The sequence below is a fragment of the Streptomyces sp. NPDC055632 genome (assembly GCF_053618675.1).
Map to the genome: position 1 here is coordinate 139025 of NZ_JBSHHY010000002.1, position 19602 is coordinate 158626.

A 19602-nucleotide genomic window follows, 5' to 3' on the forward strand; every position below is an offset into this window, starting at 1 on the left:
GCACGCTCGGGATGACGCGCTTTCAAACGACGCCAGTCGACCGCAAAAGGTGCACACCGGGGGCAATTTTCAGCCAACTTCCCGCTTACTTCAACCCTCTCGCACAACCTCACGGACACCACTTTTCCCGTGGGGACAATGCTGGACATCGCTCCTCTTGTGCGTGTACATGTGGGTACATCGAGCGGCGCAGAATGACATGGGGGTTTGCGATGCTATGGCGTCAAACGCACCGGTCGGAAAGCCGGCCGACATGAGCGCCCCACGTCCGCCGAAAGTGGCTGGAATCGATTCAACGGTTCCCGCACCACCGCACACTGCGACACCCCTCCCCGGGGTCCCCTCGGCCGCGTCCCCCTCCGACGCGGCCCTCCCTCCCGGAGTCCTGATCCAGGACCGGCTGGCCTCCTGGGTCTCCGACCTCACCACCCTCCACGAACTCACCGAGCGCCTGATCAAGACCGACTCCCTCGACGGGGCCCTGCGCGAAACGCTCGGAGCCGGGGCCGCCCTCGTCGGCGCCCGTCGCGGCATGGCCGTCCTCGAACCCGCCGACGGCCTCGGCCCCACCAGCACCATCGGACTCGGTCTCGCCCACGCCGACCTCGGCACCATCGAGACCGTCCCGCGCGGCTCGGGGAGTTACGGCCGCCTCCTCGACGGCCTGCCCGAAGCCGGCCCCACGGCCCCCGGCCCCTCATCCGCCCGCCCCGCGCGCGTGCCCGAGCCGATCGCCATCCGCGACGTGCGCACCGAGGAGGGGCTCGACCCGCGCCACCGCGAGGTCGCCGCCCGCCTCGGCTACGCCGCCAGCTACGCCCTGCCCTTCGCCACCGAGGAGGCCGGCCGGCTCGGCGCGGTCGTCTGGCTCTACGACGAGCCCGCCGAACCGGACGAGCGCCGACGCCACCTCATCGGCCTCTACGGCCGCTTCGCCACCGAGCACCTGGCCCGCCTCCTCCAGGTCGAACGCGCCCGGGTGCGGGTCGCCACCGTCGCCGAGGAGCTGCTCCCGAGCCGGCTCCCCCGCGTGCCCGGCGTCCGGCTCGCCGTCCGCCACCGCACCGGCCCCCAGGGCGGCGGCGACTGGTACGACGCGCTGCCGCTGCCCGAGGGCGCCCTCGGGCTCGCCGTCGGCTCCGTCTCCGGGACCGGCCCCAGCGCGCTCGCCGCCATGGGCCGGCTGCGCGCCTCCCTGCGGGCGTACGCGGTGATGGAGGGTGAGGACCCGGTCGCCGTCCTCTCCGATCTGGAACTCCTGCTGCGACTCACCGAACCCGCCCGTTCCGCGACCGCGCTCTTCGCCTACGCCGAGCCCGCGCAGCGCCGGATCGTCCTCGCCGGGGCCGGGCACGCTCCGCCGCTGGTCGTCGGCGACCGGCGCACGGAGTTCGTCGAGACCTCGCTGTCGGCCCCGCTCGGGATGCTGACGTGCTGGGAGGCGCCGAGCGTGGAGCTGTCCCCCGCGCCGGGAGAAACGGTGCTGCTCTACACGGACGGGTTGCTGCGCCGTACCGGCGACGCCACCGACCGGGCCTTCGCCCGGCTCCACGCGGCGGCCGCGAGCGTGCCGAGGGCGGACCGGTCCGACCCGGGCGCCGTCGCCGACCACGTCCTGCGGACCCTGCTGCCCGAGGGGATCGACCCGGCCGTGGAGGGCGAGGACGTGGTGCTGCTCGCGGCCCGTTTCGACTGAGGACGCGCACGCGTGCCGGGTCCGCCGAGTAAGCGGACCGTGACGTTCCGGTAATGGGTCTTCCGGCCCTGGGCCCCCTTCCGCACGACCGTACGATGGTGGGGGTTCAGTGTCGTACCAGAGGAGGCAGACCCGTGGCCGAGGAGCTCACCCCGGAGACCCCGGAAGAGACCGAAGACCAGCCGATCAAGCAGCGCAAGAACGGCCTTTACCCGGGCGTGTCCGACGAGCTGGCCGAGAACATGAAGTCCGGCTGGGCCGACACCGAGCTGCACGGCCTGGAGCCGATCGCCCAGGCCGACCGGACCGCCGAGCGCCGCGCCGCGCTCTCCGCCCGCTTCCCGGGTGAGCGCCTGGTGATCCCGGCCGGCAAGCTGAAGACCCGGTCGAACGACACCGAGTACGCCTTCCGCGCCTCCACCGAGTACGCGTACCTCACCGGCGACCAGACGCAGGACGGCGTCCTCGTCCTGGAGCCGACCGAGGACGGCCACGAGGCCACCGTCTACCTGCTGCCGCGCTCCGACCGCGAGAACGGCGAGTTCTGGCTCGACGGCCAGGGCGAGCTGTGGGTCGGCCGCCGCCACTCCCTCGCCGAGGCCGAGCAGCTCCTCGGCATCCCGGCGAAGGACGTGCGCGAGCTCGCCGACGCGCTCAAGGAGGCCACCGGCCCCGTCCGCGCCGTCCGCGGCCACGACGCCGGCATCGAGGCCGCGCTGACCGACAAGGTCACCGCCGAGCGCGACGAAGAGCTGCGCGTGTACCTCTCCGAGGCCCGCCTCGTGAAGGACGCCTTCGAGGTCGCCGAGCTGGAGAAGGCCTGCGCCGCCACCGCCCGCGGCTTCGAGGACGTCGTCAAGGTCCTCGACAAGGCCGAGGCCACCAGCGAGCGCTACATCGAGGGCACGTTCTTCCTGCGCGCCCGCGTCGAGGGCAACGACATCGGCTACGGCTCCATCTGCGCCGCCGGCCCGCACGCCACCACCCTGCACTGGGTGCGCAACGACGGCGACGTGCGCTCCGGCGACCTGCTGCTGCTCGACGCCGGCGTGGAGACCACCGAGCTCTACACCGCCGACATCACCCGCACCCTGCCGATCAACGGCCGGTACACCGACCTCCAGCGCAAGATCTACGACGCCGTGTACGAGGCGCAGGAGGCCGGCATCGCCGCGGTGAAGCCCGGCGCCGCCTACCGCGACTTCCACGACGCCGCCCAGCGCGTCCTCGCCGAGAAGCTCGTCGAGTGGGGCCTGGTCGAGGGCCCGGTCGAGCGCGTCCTGGAGCTCGGCCTCCAGCGCCGCTGGACCCTGCACGGCACCGGCCACATGCTCGGCATGGACGTCCACGACTGCGCCGCCGCGCGCACCGAGGCCTACGTCGACACGACCCTCGAGCCGGGCATGTGCCTGACCGTCGAGCCGGGTCTGTACTTCCAGGCCGACGACCTGACCGTGCCCGAGGAGTACCGGGGCATCGGCGTCCGGATCGAGGACGACATCCTCGTCACCGAGGACGGCAACCGGAACCTCTCGGACGCGCTGCCGCGCCGCTCCGACGAGGTCGAGGCGTGGATGGCCTCGCTGAAGGGCTGACCTCGGCGTACGTTGGAACACGAAGGGCCTCCGCCGACCGACCGGCGGGGGCCCTTCTCCATGTTCGTGGATCCGTGCCCGTGGATCCGTGTCCTTGGATCCGTGTCCTCTGGTCCGTCTCCTCGGATCGGCGATTCACGCCACGAGGCGCGTGTCCGTGGAGCGGTGGCTCACGCCATGAGGAGGGACGGGGCGTCCTTCCACTTCAGGATCTTGTCGAAGCTGACCACCGCGCCGCCCCGGGCCGAGCGGTTGCCGAACTGCACGTGGTCGGAGAGCTCCTCGATCAGCCGCATCCCGCGCCCGTGCTCGGCATCCGAGGGAGCGGCAGGAGCCTCCGCGTACGGGAAGCCGGGGCCCGAGTCGGCCACCTCGATGCGACAGGTCTCGCCGTCCAGGTACGCCGTCACCCGGTACGCCCCCGGGAGCGTCCCGCCCGGACCCGCCTGTCCCGCGTCGGGATCCGCGCCCGCGCCGCCGTGCTCGACCGCGTTCGCGCACGCCTCGGTCAGCGCCACCGACAGCTCGTACGACACGTCGGGATCGACTCCCGCCGTCTCCATCGTGCCCAGCAGTAGCCGGCGCGCGAGCGGCACGCTCGCGGCTTCGCGCCGCAGATGGAGTGACCACCAGATGCTCATGCTCCAGCCTCCCGGCATCGGCTCGGCGGACCAGTGGTCCAGCAGCACGACGTACCGATACCTATTGCCGTGCGGGCGGCTCCGTAAGCCCCCGGGAGCGTCAAGAGCGCTCGTTCGGCGGATGCCCGGAGCCCGCGGGCCGGTGTATGTCACCCCGAAGAACCCCAAGGGCGACCTTCCGGACCTGCCGTACCGCGATGGGGGGCGTGGTGCGATGATGGCCCCGCCATGTCTGCCCCCGCGCTCGCTCCACGGCTGCTGAGGGCCGCGGTGTTCACCGCGGTCTGCGTCGTGCTGTCCGCACTGGGCCACGCCCTCGCGGCGTGCGCGGGCGTCGCCCCGTGGTCCCTGGCCGCCGGTTTCCTCGGCGTCTTCGGGATCGCCGTCCTCTTCGGCGGACGCGAACGCTCCCTCGGCTCCGTCGTCGGCGCCCTCGCCGCCGGGCAGCTCGGCCTGCACGTCCTCTTCGGCCTCGGGCAGCACCGGCTCGCCCTGGGCGCCCAGGCCGACGACGCCCTCGTCAGGATGGCGGCGCGGCTGGTCTGCGGGGCGGGGGCCACGTCCCTCACCCCCACCGACGCCACCAGGATCCTCACCGACGCCGGGCTCGACCCGGCCGCCGCCCACGCCCACGCGGGGCACGGCGCGGCCGTCGCGCGGGCCGTCCCGGCCGACAACCTGCTGCCCGGCCTGCCCATGCTCCTGGGGCACCTGCTCGCCGCCCTGGCCACGGGCTGGCTGCTGCGGCGCGGCGACCGCGCCCTCGGCCGGCTCGTCGAACTCTCCGGGCAGGGCGCTGCGGAGCTCGCGGAGCACGCCCGGGTCAGCTCGCTGCGGGCCGCGCTCCGTCTCGTACGGGCCCTGCTCGCCGGGCTGCCGTCGGCGGCGCGCACCGCGCCCCGGCGGACCCTCCGCACGGCCTTCGACTCCTCGCCGCCGGTGGCCGAGGCGCTCAGGGACACGGTGATCAGGCGCGGCCCGCCGGCCGCCGACTGCGTCCTCGCAGCCTGACGCGGTCCGCTCGACAGGAGCGGGACCGCGTTCGTCCGCACGCCCGCCCGGGCCTCCGCCCCGGCGTGCCGGACGTCACCGTCCTGTTCCCTTCCTCTCCGAACCGGAGTGTCTTCGCCATGAGCGTTTCCCGTACCCCCGCCCGCCGCGCCTCCGTCCGCCGCGTCTCCGCCGTCCGCGCCGCTCTCGCCGGGGGCATCGCCCTCTCCTCCGTCGCGCTCCTCTCCGGCACCGCCTTCGCGCACGTCAGCGTGCAGCCGCAGGGCGAGGCCGCCAAGGGCGGCTACGCGACCGTCAACATCAAGGTGCCGAACGAGCGCGACAACGCCTCCACCGTGAAGCTGGAGGTCAACTTCCCGCTCGACCACCCGCTCGCCTCCGTCATGCCGCAGCCCGTCCCCGGCTGGAAGGCCGAGGTCACGAAGAGCAAGCTCGACAAGCCGCTGGAGCTGCACGGCAGGACGATCAACGAGGCCGTCTCCAAGGTCACCTGGACCGCCGAGGGCGCGGGGATCGGCCCCGGTCAGTTCCAGCAGTTCCCGCTCTCCCTCGGGCAGCTTCCCGAGAACGCCGACGAGCTCGTCCTGAAGTCGGTCCAGACGTACTCCAACAAGGAGGTCGTGCGCTGGATCGAGGAGCAGAAGGAGGGCGCGGAGGAGCCGCAGAACCCGGCCCCCGTCCTGAAGCTCTCCGCCGCGTCCGACGACCACCACGGCGGCGGCGCCGCTCCGTCCGCCACAGCGACCGCCTCCGCCTCCGCCTCGGCCTCGGCGGGGGAGAAGGACGGTCACGACGACAAGGCGGGCGACCGGGCGGAGAAGAACACCGCGTCGGCCTCCTCCTCTTCCTCCTCCGACACCACCGCCCGGATCCTCGGCGTCGTCGGCATCCTCGTCGGCGTGGCCGGTGTGGCCTTCGGCGTCCTCGCCGGTCGCCGCCGCTCGGCCTGACGGCCGTACTTCCTCCCGAAGGACACGGAAAGAAACAGCATGTCCGCACAGAAGACGCACACCCCCGAGTCCCAGGGCGGTCCGGCTCGTCCGGGCCGCCCCGGCCGGCGCACCCCGCTGGTCATCGCCGCGGCAGCGATCGTCGCGGCGATCGGCATCACCGCGGCCGTCGGCCTCGGTGACGGCAAGACCTCCGGCACGGGCAAGGGTCCCGTCGCCCAGGTCTCCGGCGGCACCGACTCCACCGTGGCCGCGACCGTCCTGGACCGGCCGTACGACAAGCCCGCGCTCGTCCTCACCGACACCAAGGGCGAGAAGTACGACCTGCGCGAGCGCACCAAGGGCAAGCCGACCCTCATCTACTTCGGCTACACGCACTGCCCCGACGTCTGTCCCATGACGATGAGCAACATCGCCATCGCCAGGAAGCAGCTCCCCAAGGCCGACCAGGACAAGCTCCAGGTCGTCTTCGTCACCACCGATCCCGAGCGGGACACCTCCGCCGAGCTCGCCAAGTGGCTGCCCGCCGCCGGCGACCCGTCGTTCACCGGTCTCACCGGCGAGTTCTCCGCCATCCAGGCGGGGGCCCGGCAGATCGGCATCGGCATCGACCCGCCGAAGAAGGAGAAGGACGGCAAGGTCGTCTCCATGCACGGCGCCCAGGTGATCGCCTTCTCGCCCACCACCGACCAGGGCTACGTCCTGTACGGCGAGGACACGACCGCCGAGCAGTACGCCGAGGACCTGCCGAAGCTCGTCAAGGGGGAGAACCCGTGAACCGCCGCACCACCGCCCTGTCCGCCGCCGTGGCGCTCGCCGCCTCGCTCGCGCTGACCGGGTGCTCGTCCTCGTCCGAAGCGGCCGGGGACGGGAAGCCGGATCTGAAGGTCAGCGGCGCGTTCATGCCGCAGCCGGTGATGGACATGGCCGGCGGCTTCCTCACCATCACCAACGACGGCGACACGGCCGACCGGCTGACCTCCGTCACCAGCCCGATCTCGGACGACGTGACGATCCACGAGACGAAGAACCAGAAGATGCAGGAGGTGAAGTTCTTCGACATCCCCGCCAACGGGAAGCTCTCCCTGGCACGCGGGGGCAACCACATCATGTTCATGACGCTGAAGGAGAAGCCCAAGCAGGGCGACAAGGTCAGCGTCGAGCTCCACTTCGAGAAGTCCGACCCGATCAAGGTCGACCTTCCCGTCGAGGCCGCCAACCACAACCCGCAGCAGCACTGAACGCGTTGACGGAGTTCGCACAGAACCGGTTCGGACGGAGCCGGTTCATACAGAGCCGGTTCGCACAGAACTGACGGAGTGACCCAGAGATGACAACCACCGCCCCGCGCCTCGGTACCGCCCTGGCACGGCTGCTGATCCTCGCGGCCGCGCTCCTCGGCACGCTGCTCGCCGGCGCCGCGCCCGCCTCCGCGCACGCGGCGCTCACCGGCAGCGACCCGCAGGACGGGGCGGTGGTCGCCACCGCTCCCAAGGAGGTCAACCTCACCTTCTCCGAGCAGGTCGCCATGAGCGCCGACTCCATCCGGGTCCTCGACCCGGCGGGGCGGCGGGCCGACACCGGCGAGATACGCGACCTGTGCAGCGGCTCCATCGTCCGGTACGGGGTGGAGCTCCGCGCCGGACTGCCCGACGGCACGTACACCGTGGCCTGGCAGACCGTCTCGGCCGACAGCCACCCCATCGCCGGCGCCTTCACCTTCTCCATCGGCGCCCCCTCCGCGACCTCCGTCGCCCTGCCGGACCAGGAGCCCGGCGGCGGGCTCGTCGGCGCCCTCTACGGCATCGCGCGCTACCTCTCGTACGCGGGTTTCGCCGTCCTCGTCGGCGGCGGCGCCTTCGTCCTGGTCTGCTGGCCGCGCGGCGCGGGCGTCCGCCCGGTGCAGCGGACGGTGGTACGGGCCTGGCTCACCCTCACCGGCGCCACGCTGGTGATGCTGCTCCTGCGCAACCCGTACACCGGCTCCGGCGAGCTCTCCGACGCCTTCGACCTGGCGGGCCTGAAGAGCGTCCTGGAGACGAAGACCGGGGCCGCGCTCACCTCCCGGCTGCTGCTGCTCGGCGCGGCCGCCCTCTTCGTGGCCGTCCTCTTCGGCTCCTACACCCGGCGCACCGACCCGAAGGAGAAGAAGGACCTCGTCTTCGGCCTCGGCATCGGCGGCACCGTGGTGGCCGCCGGGATCGCCGGCACCTGGGCCCTGGCGGAGCACGCCTCGACCGGGCTCCAGCCGGGCATCGCCATGCCCGTGGACATCCTGCACCTCCTCGCCGTGGCCACCTGGCTCGGCGGCCTCACGGTGCTGCTCGTCGCCCTCTACCGGACGCCCTCCGTCGAACGCGCCGCGGTCGAACGCTTCTCCAAGGTCGCCTTCGCCTCCGTGGCCGTCCTCGTGGCGACCGGGATCTACCAGTCCTGGCGCCAGGTCGGCTCCTGGTCGGCCCTGACCGGCACCCGCTACGGACAGCTCCTGCTCGTCAAGATCGGCCTGATGGGCGTCCTCGTCGGGATCGCCTGGATCTCCCGCCGATGGACCCAGCGGCTCGCGGACCTGCCCTCGACGGAGAAGGACACGGAGGAGAGCGAGGAAGGAGCGGAGGGAGTTGAGGGAACGGAGGCAACCGGGAGCGACAAGGCTTCCGAGGCCGAAGAGGCCGACACGGCTTCCGAAGCCGCCCCCGACGACGACCCTGACCCTGACATCGACTCCGACGTCGACTCCGGCGCCGCCCCCGACGACGGCCCCGACATCGCCCCCGAGCGGGCCGCCCAGCTCGCCCGGCAGCGGGCCGCCGTCGCCACCGCCCGGCGCAAGCGGGAGCGGGACGCCGACCCCGAGCGGTCCGGACTGCGCCGCTCGGTGCTGACCGAGGCCGCCGTCGCCGTCGTCCTCCTCGTCGTGACCACCGTCCTCACCGCGACCGAGCCCGGACGCACCGAGGAGGAGGCCGGACGGTCCACCGCCGCCTCCGGCCCGGCCGCCGTGCCCGACCGTCCCGTCGACATCCGGCTGCCCTTCGACACCGGCGGCGCCGACGGCAAGGGCGTCGTCCGGCTCAGCCTCGACCCCGGCCGCACCGGCGCCAACGGGCTCCACCTCTACGTCGAGCGCCCCGACGGCAAGCCGCTGGACGTCCCCGAGATCAAGGTCGCCCTCACCCTGGAGGCCAAGGCCGTGGGCCCGCTGCCCGTCGCCCCCGACCGCATCCAGGCCGGACACTGGAGCGCGAGCGGCGTCCAGATCCCGATGCCCGGCGAGTGGCGGATCCAGGTGACCGTCCGTACCTCCGACATCGACCAGACCACCATCGACAAGAACGTGAAGATCGGCTGACCCCCCGTGAGCGAGCGCGACAACCTCAAGGCATCCCGACCCGAGACCTCCAGCCCTGAGACTCCTCAGGCCGAGGCTCCCCTGACCGAGGCCACCCGGGTCGAGATCTCCCGGCGGCGGCTGCTCGGCACCGTCGGTGCGGCGGGCGCGGCCGGTCTGGCCGTCGGCGTGGCCGGCGGCGCCGGGATCTCGGCGGCCGTGTCCGGTGACGGCAACGCCTCCGCGAACGGTTCCGGAGGCCCGGCGGCCCTGACCACCGTCGGCTCGACCGAGGTGATGTTTCACGGGAAACATCAGGCGGGCATCACCACCCCCCTCCAGTCCCGCGGCCACCTGATCGCCTTCGACCTCGCTCCCGGCGCCGGGCGCAAGGAGGCCGTCGCCCTGATGCGCCGCTGGTCGGCCACGGCGAAGACGCTGATGTCGGGCAAGGCCCCGGCCCAGGACACCGGGGTCGCGCTCGACGCGGGCCCCTCCTCCCTCACGGTCACCTTCGGCTTCGGCCGCACCTTCTTCGACCGCACCGGTCTCGCCGCCCGGCGCCCCGCCGGGCTCGACCCGCTGCCGGCCTTCTCCTCGGACGCCCTGGACCCCCGACGCTCGGAGGGCGATCTGTGGGTGCAGATCGGTGCCGACGACGCCCTCGTCGCCTTCCACGCCCTGCGCGCCGTGCAGAAGGACGCGGGAGACGCGGCCCGGGTGCGCTGGCAGATGAACGGCTTCAACCGCTCGGCCGGGGCCACCGCTCGGCCGATGACCACCCGCAACCTCATGGGCCAGGTCGACGGCACCCGCAATCCGAAGCCCGCCGACCCCGACTTCGACCGGCGGATCTTCGTGCCGGCCGGGGCCACCGGCGCCCAGGAGTGGATGGCCGGCGGTTCGTACGCGGTGGTGCGCCGGATCCGGATGCTCCTGGACGACTGGGAGAAGCTGCCACTGGACGGGCAGGAGAAGGTGATCGGGCGCCGGAAGTCCGACGGGGCCCCGCTCACCGGCGGCACCGAGACCACCGAGCTCGATCTGGACAAGCGCGGACCCGACGGCGGGACGGTCATCCCCGACAACGCACACTCCCGGATTTCCGCCCCCGAACAGAACGGCGGGGCGGCGATGCTGCGCAGGCCGTTCTCCTTCCACGACGGCATCGGTCCGGACGGGACGCCGGACGCCGGTCTGCTCTTCATCTGCTGGCAGGCGGACCCGCTCCGGGGCTTCGTCCCGGTGCAGCGCAAGCTCGACCGGGGCGACGCGCTGTCCCCCTTCATCCGCCACGAGTCGAGCGGCCTCTTCGCGGTGCCGGGCGGCCCCGCCGAGGGCGAGTACGTGGGCCAGCGCCTCCTGGAGGCGTGAGGCCGCCCGGGCGGCGAGCGACGCGAGGCGCCCGGGCGACGACCGGGCGGGGCGCCGGTGTACGGGTGACAGGACAGGGGGCCGACGGACGGCCGCCGACGGGGAGCGGCGTCCGGCGGACGGCCGTCGGCGGCCCCCGGCGACCATTAGGGTGACGGTATGTCCGCCACCCGGTACACCTATCTCGGCCCCGAAGGCACCTTCACCGAAGCGGCGCTGCGCACGCTGCCCGAGGCCGCGACACGGGAACTCGTCCCCATGGTCTCGGTCCCGGCCGCCCTCGACGCCGTACGGAACGGGGAGGCAGCCGCCGCGCTCGTCCCGATCGAGAACTCGGTCGAGGGCGGGGTGACCGCGACCCTGGACGAACTGGCTTCCGGCGAGCCGCTGGTGATCTACCGCGAGGTGCTCCTGCCGATCGCCTTCGCGCTGCTCGTGCGGCCCGGGACCGAACTCTCGGAGATCAAGACGGTCACGGGCCACCCGGTGGCCCAGCCGCAGGTCCGGAACTGGCTGCGGAAGCACCTGCCCGAAGCGGTGTGGGAGTCGGCCGCGTCCAACGCGGACGGGGCCCGTCTGGTGAGGGAGGGCCGCTTCGACGCCGCCTTCGCGGGAGAGTTCGCGGCGGCGACGTACGGGCTCGAAGCGCTGGTCACCGAGATCCACGACGCGGAGAACGCCGAGACCCGGTTCGTGCTGGTGGGCCGGCCGGCCCGGCCCGCGGCCCCGACGGGCGCGGACAAGACCTCGGTGGTGCTGTGGCTGGGTGACGATCATCCGGGTGCCCTCCTCGAACTGCTCCAGGAATTCGCGGTGCGCGGGGTGAACCTGATGCTGATTCAGTCCCGTCCCACGGGGGCGGGGATCGGGAACTACTGCTTCGCCGTGGACGCCGAGGGCCATATCGCGGACCGGAGGGTCGGCGAGGCGCTGATGGGGCTCAAGCGGATGTGCCCCAAGGTGCGGTTCCTCGGCTCGTACCCGAGGGCGGGCGTCGCGGTCGAGGACGTGCGGGCGCTGCGGCGCGGCACCTCGGACGAGGAGTTCATGGCGGCCTCCGACTGGTTGGCGAGGGCCCAGGACGGTCGGGCCTGACCCGAGAATGGCGGATCGCCACCGGAAGCGTGCGCGGTCGTCCACAGGTGCGAACCACTAGTCCTACCTGCATACTTTTCAGTTACCCACAGAGGTTATCCACAGGTATTCCACCGGACCTGGGGACAAGTCGACACCACACTCCGGCAAGGTCGACAAATCACCCTAGCCACTCCCCCTCGACCGGGATGCCATCCACAGCGCTCCACCTGCGCCTTCGTCAGCATCCCCCGATGGACCCACTCTTCGGAGTGAGCGATTCCCACCCGAATGAGTGTCTCGTTGCTGTTTGATCACGGATTTCCCAGGCGCGGAGAGGGAAAGGCCTGGGACTCTTTCCGTAGTCCACAGATCTTCCACACAGCCTGTGGATAACTAAATACGTTCACCCTCGCCCGGAATTTCCGAATGTGGCAATTCGGGTGAAACGGCACACGCCCTCTTATCCGGTGGGGTCGTGCGAACGCGCACCGGTAGCCTGGTGGGGTGATTGACCTTCGCCTGCTCCGTGAGGACCCCGACCGTGTTCGCGCCTCCCAGCGCGCCCGTGGAGAGGACGTCTCCCTCGTCGACGCCCTGCTCTCCGCCGATGAGCGGCGCAGGTCGTCCGGCGTCCGCTTCGACGAGCTCCGATCCGAGCAGAAGGCGCTCGGCAAGCTGATCCCCAGGGCCACACCGGAGGAGCGCGCCGAGCTCCTGCAGAAGGCCGAGCAGCTCAAGACCGACGTCAAGGCCGCCGAGGCCGAGCAGAACGAGGCCGACGAGACGGCCAAGCGCCTGCTGCTCCAGCTCGGGAACATCGTCCACACGGACGTCCCGGTCGGCGGCGAGGAGGACTTCGTCGTCCTGGAGACGCACGGCACCATCCGCGACTTCGCGGCCGAGGGCTTCGAGCCCAAGGACCACCTGGAGCTGGGCGAGGCGCTCGGCGCCATCGACGTGGAGCGGGGCGCCAAGGTCTCCGGTTCGCGCTTCTACTACCTGACCGGCGTCGGCGCCCTCCTGGAGCTGGCCCTGGTCAACGCGGCGATCGCCCAGGCCACCGAGGCCGGCTTCATCCCCATGCTGACCCCCGCGCTCGTCCGCCCGCGCGCCATGGAGGGCACCGGCTTCCTCGGCCAGGCCGCGGAGAACGTGTACCACCTGGAGAAGGACGACTACTACCTCGTCGGCACCTCCGAGGTCCCCCTCGCCGCGTACCACATGGACGAGATCATCGACGCCGACAAGCTGCCGCTGCGGTACGCGGGCTTCTCGCCCTGCTTCCGCCGCGAGGCCGGCACGTACGGCAAGGACACCCGCGGCATCTTCCGCGTTCACCAGTTCGACAAGGTCGAGATGTTCTCGTACGTCGCGCCCGAGGACGCGGAGGACGAGCACAAGCGCCTCCTGGACTGGGAGAAGCAGTGGCTGACCGGTCTGGAGCTGCCGTTCCAGGTCATCGACGTCGCCACCGGTGACCTCGGCTCCTCCGCCTCCCGCAAGTTCGACTGCGAGGCGTGGATCCCGACGCAGGGCAAGTACCGCGAGCTGACCTCGGCGTCGAACTGCGACAGCTTCCAGGCCCGCCGCCTCTCCGTCCGGATGCGCGACGAGCAGGGCGGCAAGAAGACGGTGCAGCCGCTGGCCACCCTGAACGGCACGCTGTGCGCCGTACCGCGCACGATCGTGGCGATCCTGGAGAACCACCAGCTCGCCGACGGTTCGGTGCGGGTGCCCGAGGTGCTCCGGCCCTACCTCGGCGGCCGCGAGGTCCTGGAGCCGATCGCCAAGTGAGCGCCTTCCCCTACCGCCTGGTCGCGACGGACCTCGACGGGACGCTGCTGCGGTCCGACGAGTCCGTCTCGGCCCGTACGCGGGACGCGCTCGCCGCCGCGACGGCGGCGGGCGCCGCCCACATCGTGGTCACCGGCCGGGCGGTGCCCTGGACCCGGCACATCCTCGACGACCTCGGCTACGAGGGGATCGCGGTGTGCGGGCAGGGCGCGCAGGTCTACCACGCCGGCGAGCACCGGCTGCTGACCTCGCTGACCCTGGACCGGCAGCTCGCCGGGCTCGCCCTGTCCAAGATCGAGGCCGAGGTGGGTCCGCTGGCCCTCGCCGCGAGCCGCGACGGCCTGGAGGGCGAGGTCCTGATGGGCCCCGGCTACCGGGTCCACGAGGGTCCGCTGCCGTACGTGCCGTACGAGGACCCGTCGGAGCTGTGGTCGGCGCCGCTGACCAAGCTCTACATCCAGCACCCGACGCTGACCGACGACGAGCTGACCCGGGCCGCCCGCGCCACGGTCGGCGGGCTCGTGGACATCGTCATGGCGGGCCCCGGCATCGTGGAGATCCTCCCGCTCGGCCTCAGCAAGGCGACGGGCCTCTCGCTCGCCGCGCGCCGGCTGGGCGTGAAGGCGGCGGAGACGATCGCCTTCGGCGACATGCCCAACGACATCCCGATGTTCGGCTGGGCGGCCCGCGGCGTGGCCATGGGCAACGCGCACGCGGAGCTGCGGGCGGTGGCCGACGAGGTGACCGCCTCGAACGAGGAGGACGGCATCGCGATCGTCCTAGAGCGACTGCTGGCCGGCTGAACCGGCCCGAAGCGTTCGAAAAGGAGGGGGCGGCCCGCGCGGACCTCGGTCCGCGCGCTCGAAGCGGCCGCCCCTCTCCTCCGGGAGATCCCCCGTGTCCCCCGTACGACTAGTGTGCGCCGGGTCGCTGTTCGTGTGCGACCGGTTTTCCGCGCGTCAGCGGACGGCAGGCGACGCCGACGGCCAGGGCGATCACGTGGCCGAGATCGGTGTACGTGCGGTCGGTGACGAGCGGGACGGCGAAGAACGCGGTCACGCCCGCGAGGTAGAACCAGCGCCAGGGGCGGGCGAGCCGGTGGGCGAGGACGCCCGCCGAGGCGGCGAGCCCGTAGCTGACCCCGATGTCGACGACGTGCGCCATGCTGCGCGGCACGTCGTGGAGGCGGATGGCCGCCAGGACCACCTGCTGGCTGACGAGCGTCGCCGTGATGTGCGCGGCGGCGACGGTGAAGAGCCACTTCGCGGTGCCGAGCCACCGCTCCACGGGCGCGTGCAGCAGCTCGAAGAGCACCGCGTACAGCACGATGTCGGCCGGGTCCTCGATCCAGAACGCGCTGCCGATCAGGGCCCGCACCGGATGGTGTGCGAGCTGGTGCAAGTTGCTGCTGTTGCCGTGGAGGAAGTAGTCCCGCACGGCGGTGGGGGCGAGTGCGAGGACGAGGCTGGTGAGCGCGATGACCACCAGCCACGCGTGCGTGCCGGGTGACGAACGCACCCACGACCTGATCGGCCGGGACGGTTCGCCACCCGGAGGGGTCCTGCTCGGCGCCTTCTCGTTCGGCGCCCGTTCGCTCGGCACCTCTCAGTGCCTATCACCCGGACCTGTCAGGTCCCGGGAGGCGCCTCAGAAATTGATCATGTGTCCGGCGACCCCGTGGATCGCCTCCTTCACGGCCTCGCTCAGGGTCGGGTGCGCGTGGACGTTCCGGGCGACCTCGTGGACCGTGAGGTCCCACTGCTGGGCCAGGGTCAGCTCGGGCAGCAGCTCGGTGACGTCGGGGCCGATCAGATGGGCGCCGATGATCTCGCCGTACTTCGCGTCCGCGACGATCTTGACGAAGCCGGTGGCGTCGCCGAGGCCGTGCGCCTTGCCGTTCGCGGTGAAGGGGAACTTCGCGACCTTGACGTCGAAGCCCTTCTCGCGCGCCTGCTTCTCGGTCCAGCCGAAGCTGGCGATCTGCGGCTGGCAGAAGGTGGCGCGCGGGATCATCGGGTAGTCGAGCTCCATCGTCTCGGCGTCCGCGATGGTCTCGGAGGCGACGATGCCCATGGCCTCGGCGGTGTGCGCGAGCATCAGCTTCGCGGTGACGTCGCCGATGGCGTAGATGTGCGGCACGGAGGTGCGGCAGCGGCCGTCGACGTCGATCGCGCCGCGCTCGGTCAGGGCGACGCCGGTGTTCTCCAGGCCGTAACCGGTGACGTTCGGGGCGAAGCCGATCGCCTGGAGGACCTTGTCGGCCTCCAGGACCTTCTGGGAGCCGTCCTTGGCGGTGACGGTGACGCGGACCTGCGGGCCGGACTCGTCGATGGTCTCGACGCGGGTCGAGGTCAGGACGTCGATGCCGAGCTTGCGGTACTGCTTCGCCAGCTCCTTGGAGACGTCCTCGTCCTCCAGCGGGGCGACGCGGTCGAGGAACTCGACGATCGTGACCTTGGTGCCGTAGTTGTTCAGGACGTACGCGAACTCGATGCCGATCGCGCCGGCGCCGGCGATGACGATCGACTTCGGGGCGTCCTCGGCGAGGATCTGCTCCTCGTACGTCACGACGCGGTCGGTGCGGGAGGTGCCCGGCAGCAGGCGCGGGGTGGCGCCGGTGGCGATGATGCAGTTGTCGAAGGCGATCGTCTGCGTGGTGCCGTCGGACTTGGCCACCTGGAGGGTGTTCGCGTCGAGGAAGGTGCCCCGGCCGTCGAACTCGGTGATCCCGTTCTTCTTCATCAGGTAGTGGACGCCCTTGACGCGGCCGTCCGCGACCGTACGGCTGCGGCGGAACGCCTCCGTGTAGTCGAAGGAGACGGTGCCGTCGACCTTGATGCCGAAGGTCTTGGCCTCGTGGTTGAAGATGTGGGCGAGTTCGGCGTTGCGCAGCAGCGCCTTGGTGGGGATGCAGCCGACGTTCAGACAGACGCCGCCCCAGTACTTCTCCTCGACGACCGCGACCCGCTTGCCCAGCTGGGCGGCGCGGATGGCGGCGACGTAACCGCCGGGGCCGGCTCCGAGTACGACGACGTCGAAGCGGTCTGACATGACTGACTCCCGAGGGTGGTGAGGGTGTGCGGTCCGCGTACGGCCCCACAGTAGCTCCGTGCCCCCGGGATGCTGAGTTATAGGATGACCGGGCAACCGGGCGAACGGAGAGGTCGGAACGGCATGGCACTCAGAGCGGCGGGGCGGACCTCGCTGGTGGACTCCGCGGTGGAGCAGCTCCGCGGTCAGCTCGCGGACGGGGAGTGGGCGGTCGGCGACCGCATCCCCACCGAACACGAACTCGCGCAGCAGCTCGGCGTGGGCCGCAACACCGTCCGCGAGGCCGTCCGGGTCCTCGTCCACGCCGGTCTCCTGGAGTCCCGGCAGGGCAACGGCACCTTCGTCCGGTCCACCGCGGACCCGGCGGCCGTCCTGCGCGGGGTCCGGCACGCGGGCGCGGCCGACGTGCTCGAACTGCGGGTCGCCCTGGAGGCCGAGGCCGCCCGGCTCGCGGCGGCCCGGCGCGACACCCACGACCTGCTGCGGCTGCGGGCCGCCCTGACCACCCTGCGGGAGGAGGGCGACCGGGACGCCGACGCGGACCTCGCCTTCCACCTGGCGGTCGTCGGCGCGACCCACAACGCGGCCTTCGTGGAGGTGTACCGCTTCTTCTCCGCCCAGGTCCACGAGGTCCTGGTGGAGGCGCTCGGCGACCGGGAGATGCCGCCGGTCGACATCGACGCCCACGAGGCCCTGGTGGCCGCCGTCGAGGCGGGCGACCCGGAGGCGGCGGAGCGCCAGGCCCGCGAACTGCTGCGGGTGCCGATGGAGACGGTCGCGGCGCTGACGGAGCGGTCCCGATGAGCACCGGGGCGCGTACGTCCGAAGCCGGTCCGTCCGAAGCCGGTCCGTCCGGAGCCCGCACGCCCGGAGCGCGTACGTCCGGAGCGTGCACCCCCGGAGTCCGCACGTCCGGTACGGAGGCGGGCGCGGCGGCGCCCGTGCTCGTCGACGCGGAGGCCGGGGTCCGGCCCTCGGTGACGGGGGCGGCGGCCCGGCGCGCCCTGCTCGCGCATCCGGCGCTGCTCCTCGTCGGGATCGTGCTGGCCTCGCTCAACATGCGGGCCGCCCTGGCGAGCGTGGCGCCCCTGGCCGGCGAGATATCCGCCGCCTTCGGGCTCTCCGCGGCGGCGAGTTCGCTCGTCACCTCGGTGCCGGTGCTCTTCCTGGGCGCGGGCGCGGCGGTCGCGCCGTGGCTGGGGCGCCGGTTCGGCGCCGAACGCGTGCTGTTCGCGGCGCTCCTGCTGCTCGGCGCCGGTGTCCTCGCGCGCGTCCTGCCGTCCGTGTACGCGCTGTACGGCGGCGGGGTCCTCGTCGGAACGGCGATCGCCCTGCTCAACGTGCTCATGCCGGGCCTGATCAAGCGTGACTTCCCGGACCGGGCCGCGGCGATGACCTCGGTCTACACGGGCGCGATGATCGCGGGCGCCACGGTGGCCGCAGCGGCGGCCGTCCCCCTGGAGAAGGCCCTGGGCGGCGGCTGGGAGGCCTCCCTCGGCTTCTGGTCGCTGCTCGCCGCGGTGGCGGCGCTCGCCTGGCTCCCCCAGGTGCTGATAGCGCGCGGCCGTACGGGTCACGCGGTACGGGCCGTCCCGGCCGGCGGCGCCCGCCCGGTGAACGTCTGGCGCTCGGCGCTCGCCTGGCAGGTCACCCTCTTCATGGGTCTGCAGTCCCTCTGGACGTACGTGCTGATCGCCTGGATGCCGACGATCTTCGTCGACCACGGGATGGACCGCTCCACCGCCGGCGTGGTCTTCGCCTTCAACAACCTGGTGCAGGTGGCGGGCGCCTTCGTGGTGCCGCTGCTCGCCGGACGGATGCGGAGCCAGCGCCCGCTGATCGTGCTCGTCACCACGCTGGTCGCGGCCGGTTACGCCGGTCTGATGGTGGCGCCGGTGGAGGGCGCCTGGCTCTGGTCGGCGCTCCTCGGCGTCGGTCAGGGCGGCGCGGTCGGGCTCGCCCTGACCCTGATCGTGCTGCGCTCCGGGGACGCGGTGACCGCGGCCGGACTCTCGGGGATGTCCCAGACGGTCGGCTACCTGCTCGCCGCCGCGGGCCCGCTGGCCGCCGGCACCCTCCACCAGGCCACCGGCTCCTGGACCCCGCCGATCTGCGCGGTCCTCGGCGTCTGCGCGACGGCCCTGGCCGTGGGACTCCTCGCGGCCCGGAACCGCACGGTCTGAGGAACGGGCCGGGCCGGCCGATCCGGCCGGACCGAGACGAGCTGGGCCGAGACGAGCCGGGCCGGGCCGATCCGGCCGGGCAAAACGGACAGGAGTGGCGGTACGGCTCCGGGCGGGCCTCCCGGCTCCGGGGGCGACGCCCCTCGGAGCCGTACCGCTTCCGTGTCCGGCCTCGGGCCTACTCCTCGCCCGCCAGGGTCAGTCGGCGGAGCTTCTGGCCGGCGAACCAGGTCGCCGCGACCGTGACCGCCACCAGGAGGACCACCGCCGTGGGGAGTCCGACCTCGGAGGTGACCAGGCCGTCGCCGGTGACCTTCTCCGCGAGGGCGAGCGCCCACTGCTGGACGCTCAGGGTGCGGGCGCCGGCGATCAGGGAGCCGAAGAGGGCCTCCCACACCAGGGCGTAGACCAGGCCGATTACCACGGCGTGCCGGCTGACCGTGCCGAGCAGCAGGAACAGGGCGCTGTACGCGATGGAGGCCACGAGCGCCGCCACCGTGTACGCCACGGCCACCTGCTGGCCGTTGCCGTTGAGGATGAACCCGGCGATCAGCGTCGGCACCGCCGAGAAGACCATCGTCACCGCGATCGCCACGATCAGCTTCGTGAAGATGATCGTGGGCCGCTTCACCGGCTTGGACAGCAGGTAGACGATCGAGCCGTCGTCGATCTCGGGGCCGATCGCGCCCGTGCCGGCGATGACACCGATCAGCGGGACCATCGTGGCCAGGGCGAAGCCGCCGAGGACGTCGGCCGCGACCTGGTCGTCCGCGCCGTTGAACATGCGGACCGCCGCCGAGATGACCAGCAGCATGGCGGGCAGCAGGAAGAGGATCAGGGCCCTGCGGCGGCCGAGGAGGGCCCGGTAGGTGAGCCGGGCGACTGTGGGGTTGTACATC

17 protein-coding genes are annotated in these 19602 nt (G+C 72.3%); 13 read left to right on the top strand and 4 right to left on the bottom strand.

Features of this window, described 5'->3' with window-relative positions; all coding sequences use genetic code 11:
• The first annotated feature begins 217 nt into the window (after window positions 1-217).
• Complete coding sequence (locus ACWGSR_RS03210; RefSeq protein WP_453563218.1) at window positions 218-1696, top strand: PP2C family protein-serine/threonine phosphatase; 1479 nt, start codon at window positions 218-220, stop codon at window positions 1694-1696.
• A 134-nt stretch (window positions 1697-1830) separates the two neighbouring features.
• On the top strand, window positions 1831-3291 hold the full coding sequence (locus ACWGSR_RS03215; protein WP_376230988.1) for an aminopeptidase P family protein: 1461 nt from the start codon (window positions 1831-1833) through the stop codon (window positions 3289-3291).
• A 170-nt stretch (window positions 3292-3461) separates the two neighbouring features.
• Here ACWGSR_RS03215 and ACWGSR_RS03220 read toward each other — a convergent pair whose 3' ends face one another.
• Window positions 3462-3932 (bottom strand): ATP-binding protein, encoded by a 471-nt coding sequence (locus ACWGSR_RS03220; RefSeq protein WP_453563219.1) that lies wholly within the window; start codon window positions 3930-3932, stop codon window positions 3462-3464.
• A 228-nt stretch (window positions 3933-4160) separates the two neighbouring features.
• Between ACWGSR_RS03220 and ACWGSR_RS03225 the strand changes: the two genes are divergently transcribed.
• The 9 genes from ACWGSR_RS03225 to ACWGSR_RS03265 all read left to right on the top strand — a co-directional run bounded on the left by ACWGSR_RS03225 (window position 4161) and on the right by ACWGSR_RS03265 (window position 14272).
• On the top strand, window positions 4161-4943 hold the full coding sequence (locus tag ACWGSR_RS03225; RefSeq protein WP_453563221.1) for a hypothetical protein: 783 nt from the start codon (window positions 4161-4163) through the stop codon (window positions 4941-4943).
• Window positions 4944-5062: 119 nt separating this feature from the next.
• Window positions 5063-5893: a YcnI family copper-binding membrane protein gene (locus tag ACWGSR_RS03230; protein ID WP_376230985.1), complete on the top strand. Its 831-nt coding sequence runs from the start codon at window positions 5063-5065 to the stop codon at window positions 5891-5893.
• A gap of 39 nt (window positions 5894-5932) precedes the next feature.
• On the top strand, window positions 5933-6670 hold the full coding sequence (locus ACWGSR_RS03235) for an SCO family protein (protein ID WP_376230984.1): 738 nt from the start codon (window positions 5933-5935) through the stop codon (window positions 6668-6670).
• Window positions 6667-7134, top strand: coding sequence for a copper chaperone PCu(A)C (locus tag ACWGSR_RS03240; RefSeq protein ID WP_453563222.1), 468 nt, complete (start codon window positions 6667-6669; stop codon window positions 7132-7134). Before ACWGSR_RS03235 ends, ACWGSR_RS03240 begins: the two co-directional genes overlap by 4 nt.
• An 89-nt stretch (window positions 7135-7223) precedes the next feature.
• Entirely contained in the window at window positions 7224-9245 is a 2022-nt protein-coding gene (locus ACWGSR_RS03245; RefSeq protein ID WP_453563223.1) for a copper resistance CopC/CopD family protein, read from the top strand.
• A gap of 81 nt (window positions 9246-9326) precedes the next feature.
• Window positions 9327-10598: an iron uptake transporter deferrochelatase/peroxidase subunit gene (gene efeB / locus ACWGSR_RS03250; RefSeq protein ID WP_453563634.1), complete on the top strand. Its 1272-nt coding sequence runs from the start codon at window positions 9327-9329 to the stop codon at window positions 10596-10598.
• Window positions 10599-10757: 159 nt separating this feature from the next.
• A complete protein-coding gene (gene pheA / locus ACWGSR_RS03255; protein WP_376230981.1) occupies window positions 10758-11693 on the top strand; it encodes a prephenate dehydratase in 936 nt (311 codons plus the stop codon).
• Window positions 11694-12179: 486 nt separating this feature from the next.
• Window positions 12180-13469: a serine--tRNA ligase gene (gene serS, locus ACWGSR_RS03260; RefSeq protein ID WP_453563224.1), complete on the top strand. Its 1290-nt coding sequence runs from the start codon at window positions 12180-12182 to the stop codon at window positions 13467-13469.
• Window positions 13466-14272: an HAD family hydrolase gene (locus tag ACWGSR_RS03265; RefSeq protein ID WP_376230979.1), complete on the top strand. Its 807-nt coding sequence runs from the start codon at window positions 13466-13468 to the stop codon at window positions 14270-14272. Before serS ends, ACWGSR_RS03265 begins: the two co-directional genes overlap by 4 nt.
• Window positions 14273-14381: 109 nt before the next feature.
• On the opposite strand, the gene ACWGSR_RS03270 is transcribed toward ACWGSR_RS03265, so the two are convergent.
• Both ACWGSR_RS03270 and lpdA read right to left on the bottom strand, forming a co-directional pair.
• Window positions 14382-14987, bottom strand: a complete 606-nt coding sequence (locus ACWGSR_RS03270) for a rhomboid-like protein (protein WP_376230978.1) — start codon at window positions 14985-14987, stop codon at window positions 14382-14384.
• A 129-nt stretch (window positions 14988-15116) separates the two neighbouring features.
• Window positions 15117-16520 (bottom strand): dihydrolipoyl dehydrogenase, encoded by a 1404-nt coding sequence (gene lpdA / locus ACWGSR_RS03275; RefSeq protein WP_453563226.1) that lies wholly within the window; start codon window positions 16518-16520, stop codon window positions 15117-15119.
• A gap of 123 nt (window positions 16521-16643) precedes the next feature.
• On the opposite strand from lpdA, the gene ACWGSR_RS03280 reads away from it, so the two are divergent.
• Window positions 16644-17324, top strand: a complete 681-nt coding sequence (locus ACWGSR_RS03280) for a FadR/GntR family transcriptional regulator (RefSeq protein ID WP_366373155.1) — start codon at window positions 16644-16646, stop codon at window positions 17322-17324.
• Window positions 17325-17461: 137 nt separating this feature from the next.
• Window positions 17462-18703 carry a CynX/NimT family MFS transporter gene (locus tag ACWGSR_RS03285; protein WP_453563228.1) on the top strand — a complete coding sequence of 414 codons (1242 nt, stop codon included), beginning with the start codon at window positions 17462-17464 and terminating at the stop codon, window positions 18701-18703.
• Window positions 18704-18881: 178 nt separating this feature from the next.
• Here the strand turns inward: ACWGSR_RS03285 and ACWGSR_RS03290 are convergent, their stop codons facing one another.
• Window positions 18882-19601, bottom strand: coding sequence for an ABC transporter permease (locus ACWGSR_RS03290; protein ID WP_366373157.1), 720 nt, complete (start codon window positions 19599-19601; stop codon window positions 18882-18884).
• Between the last annotated feature and the right edge of the window lies 1 nt (window position 19602).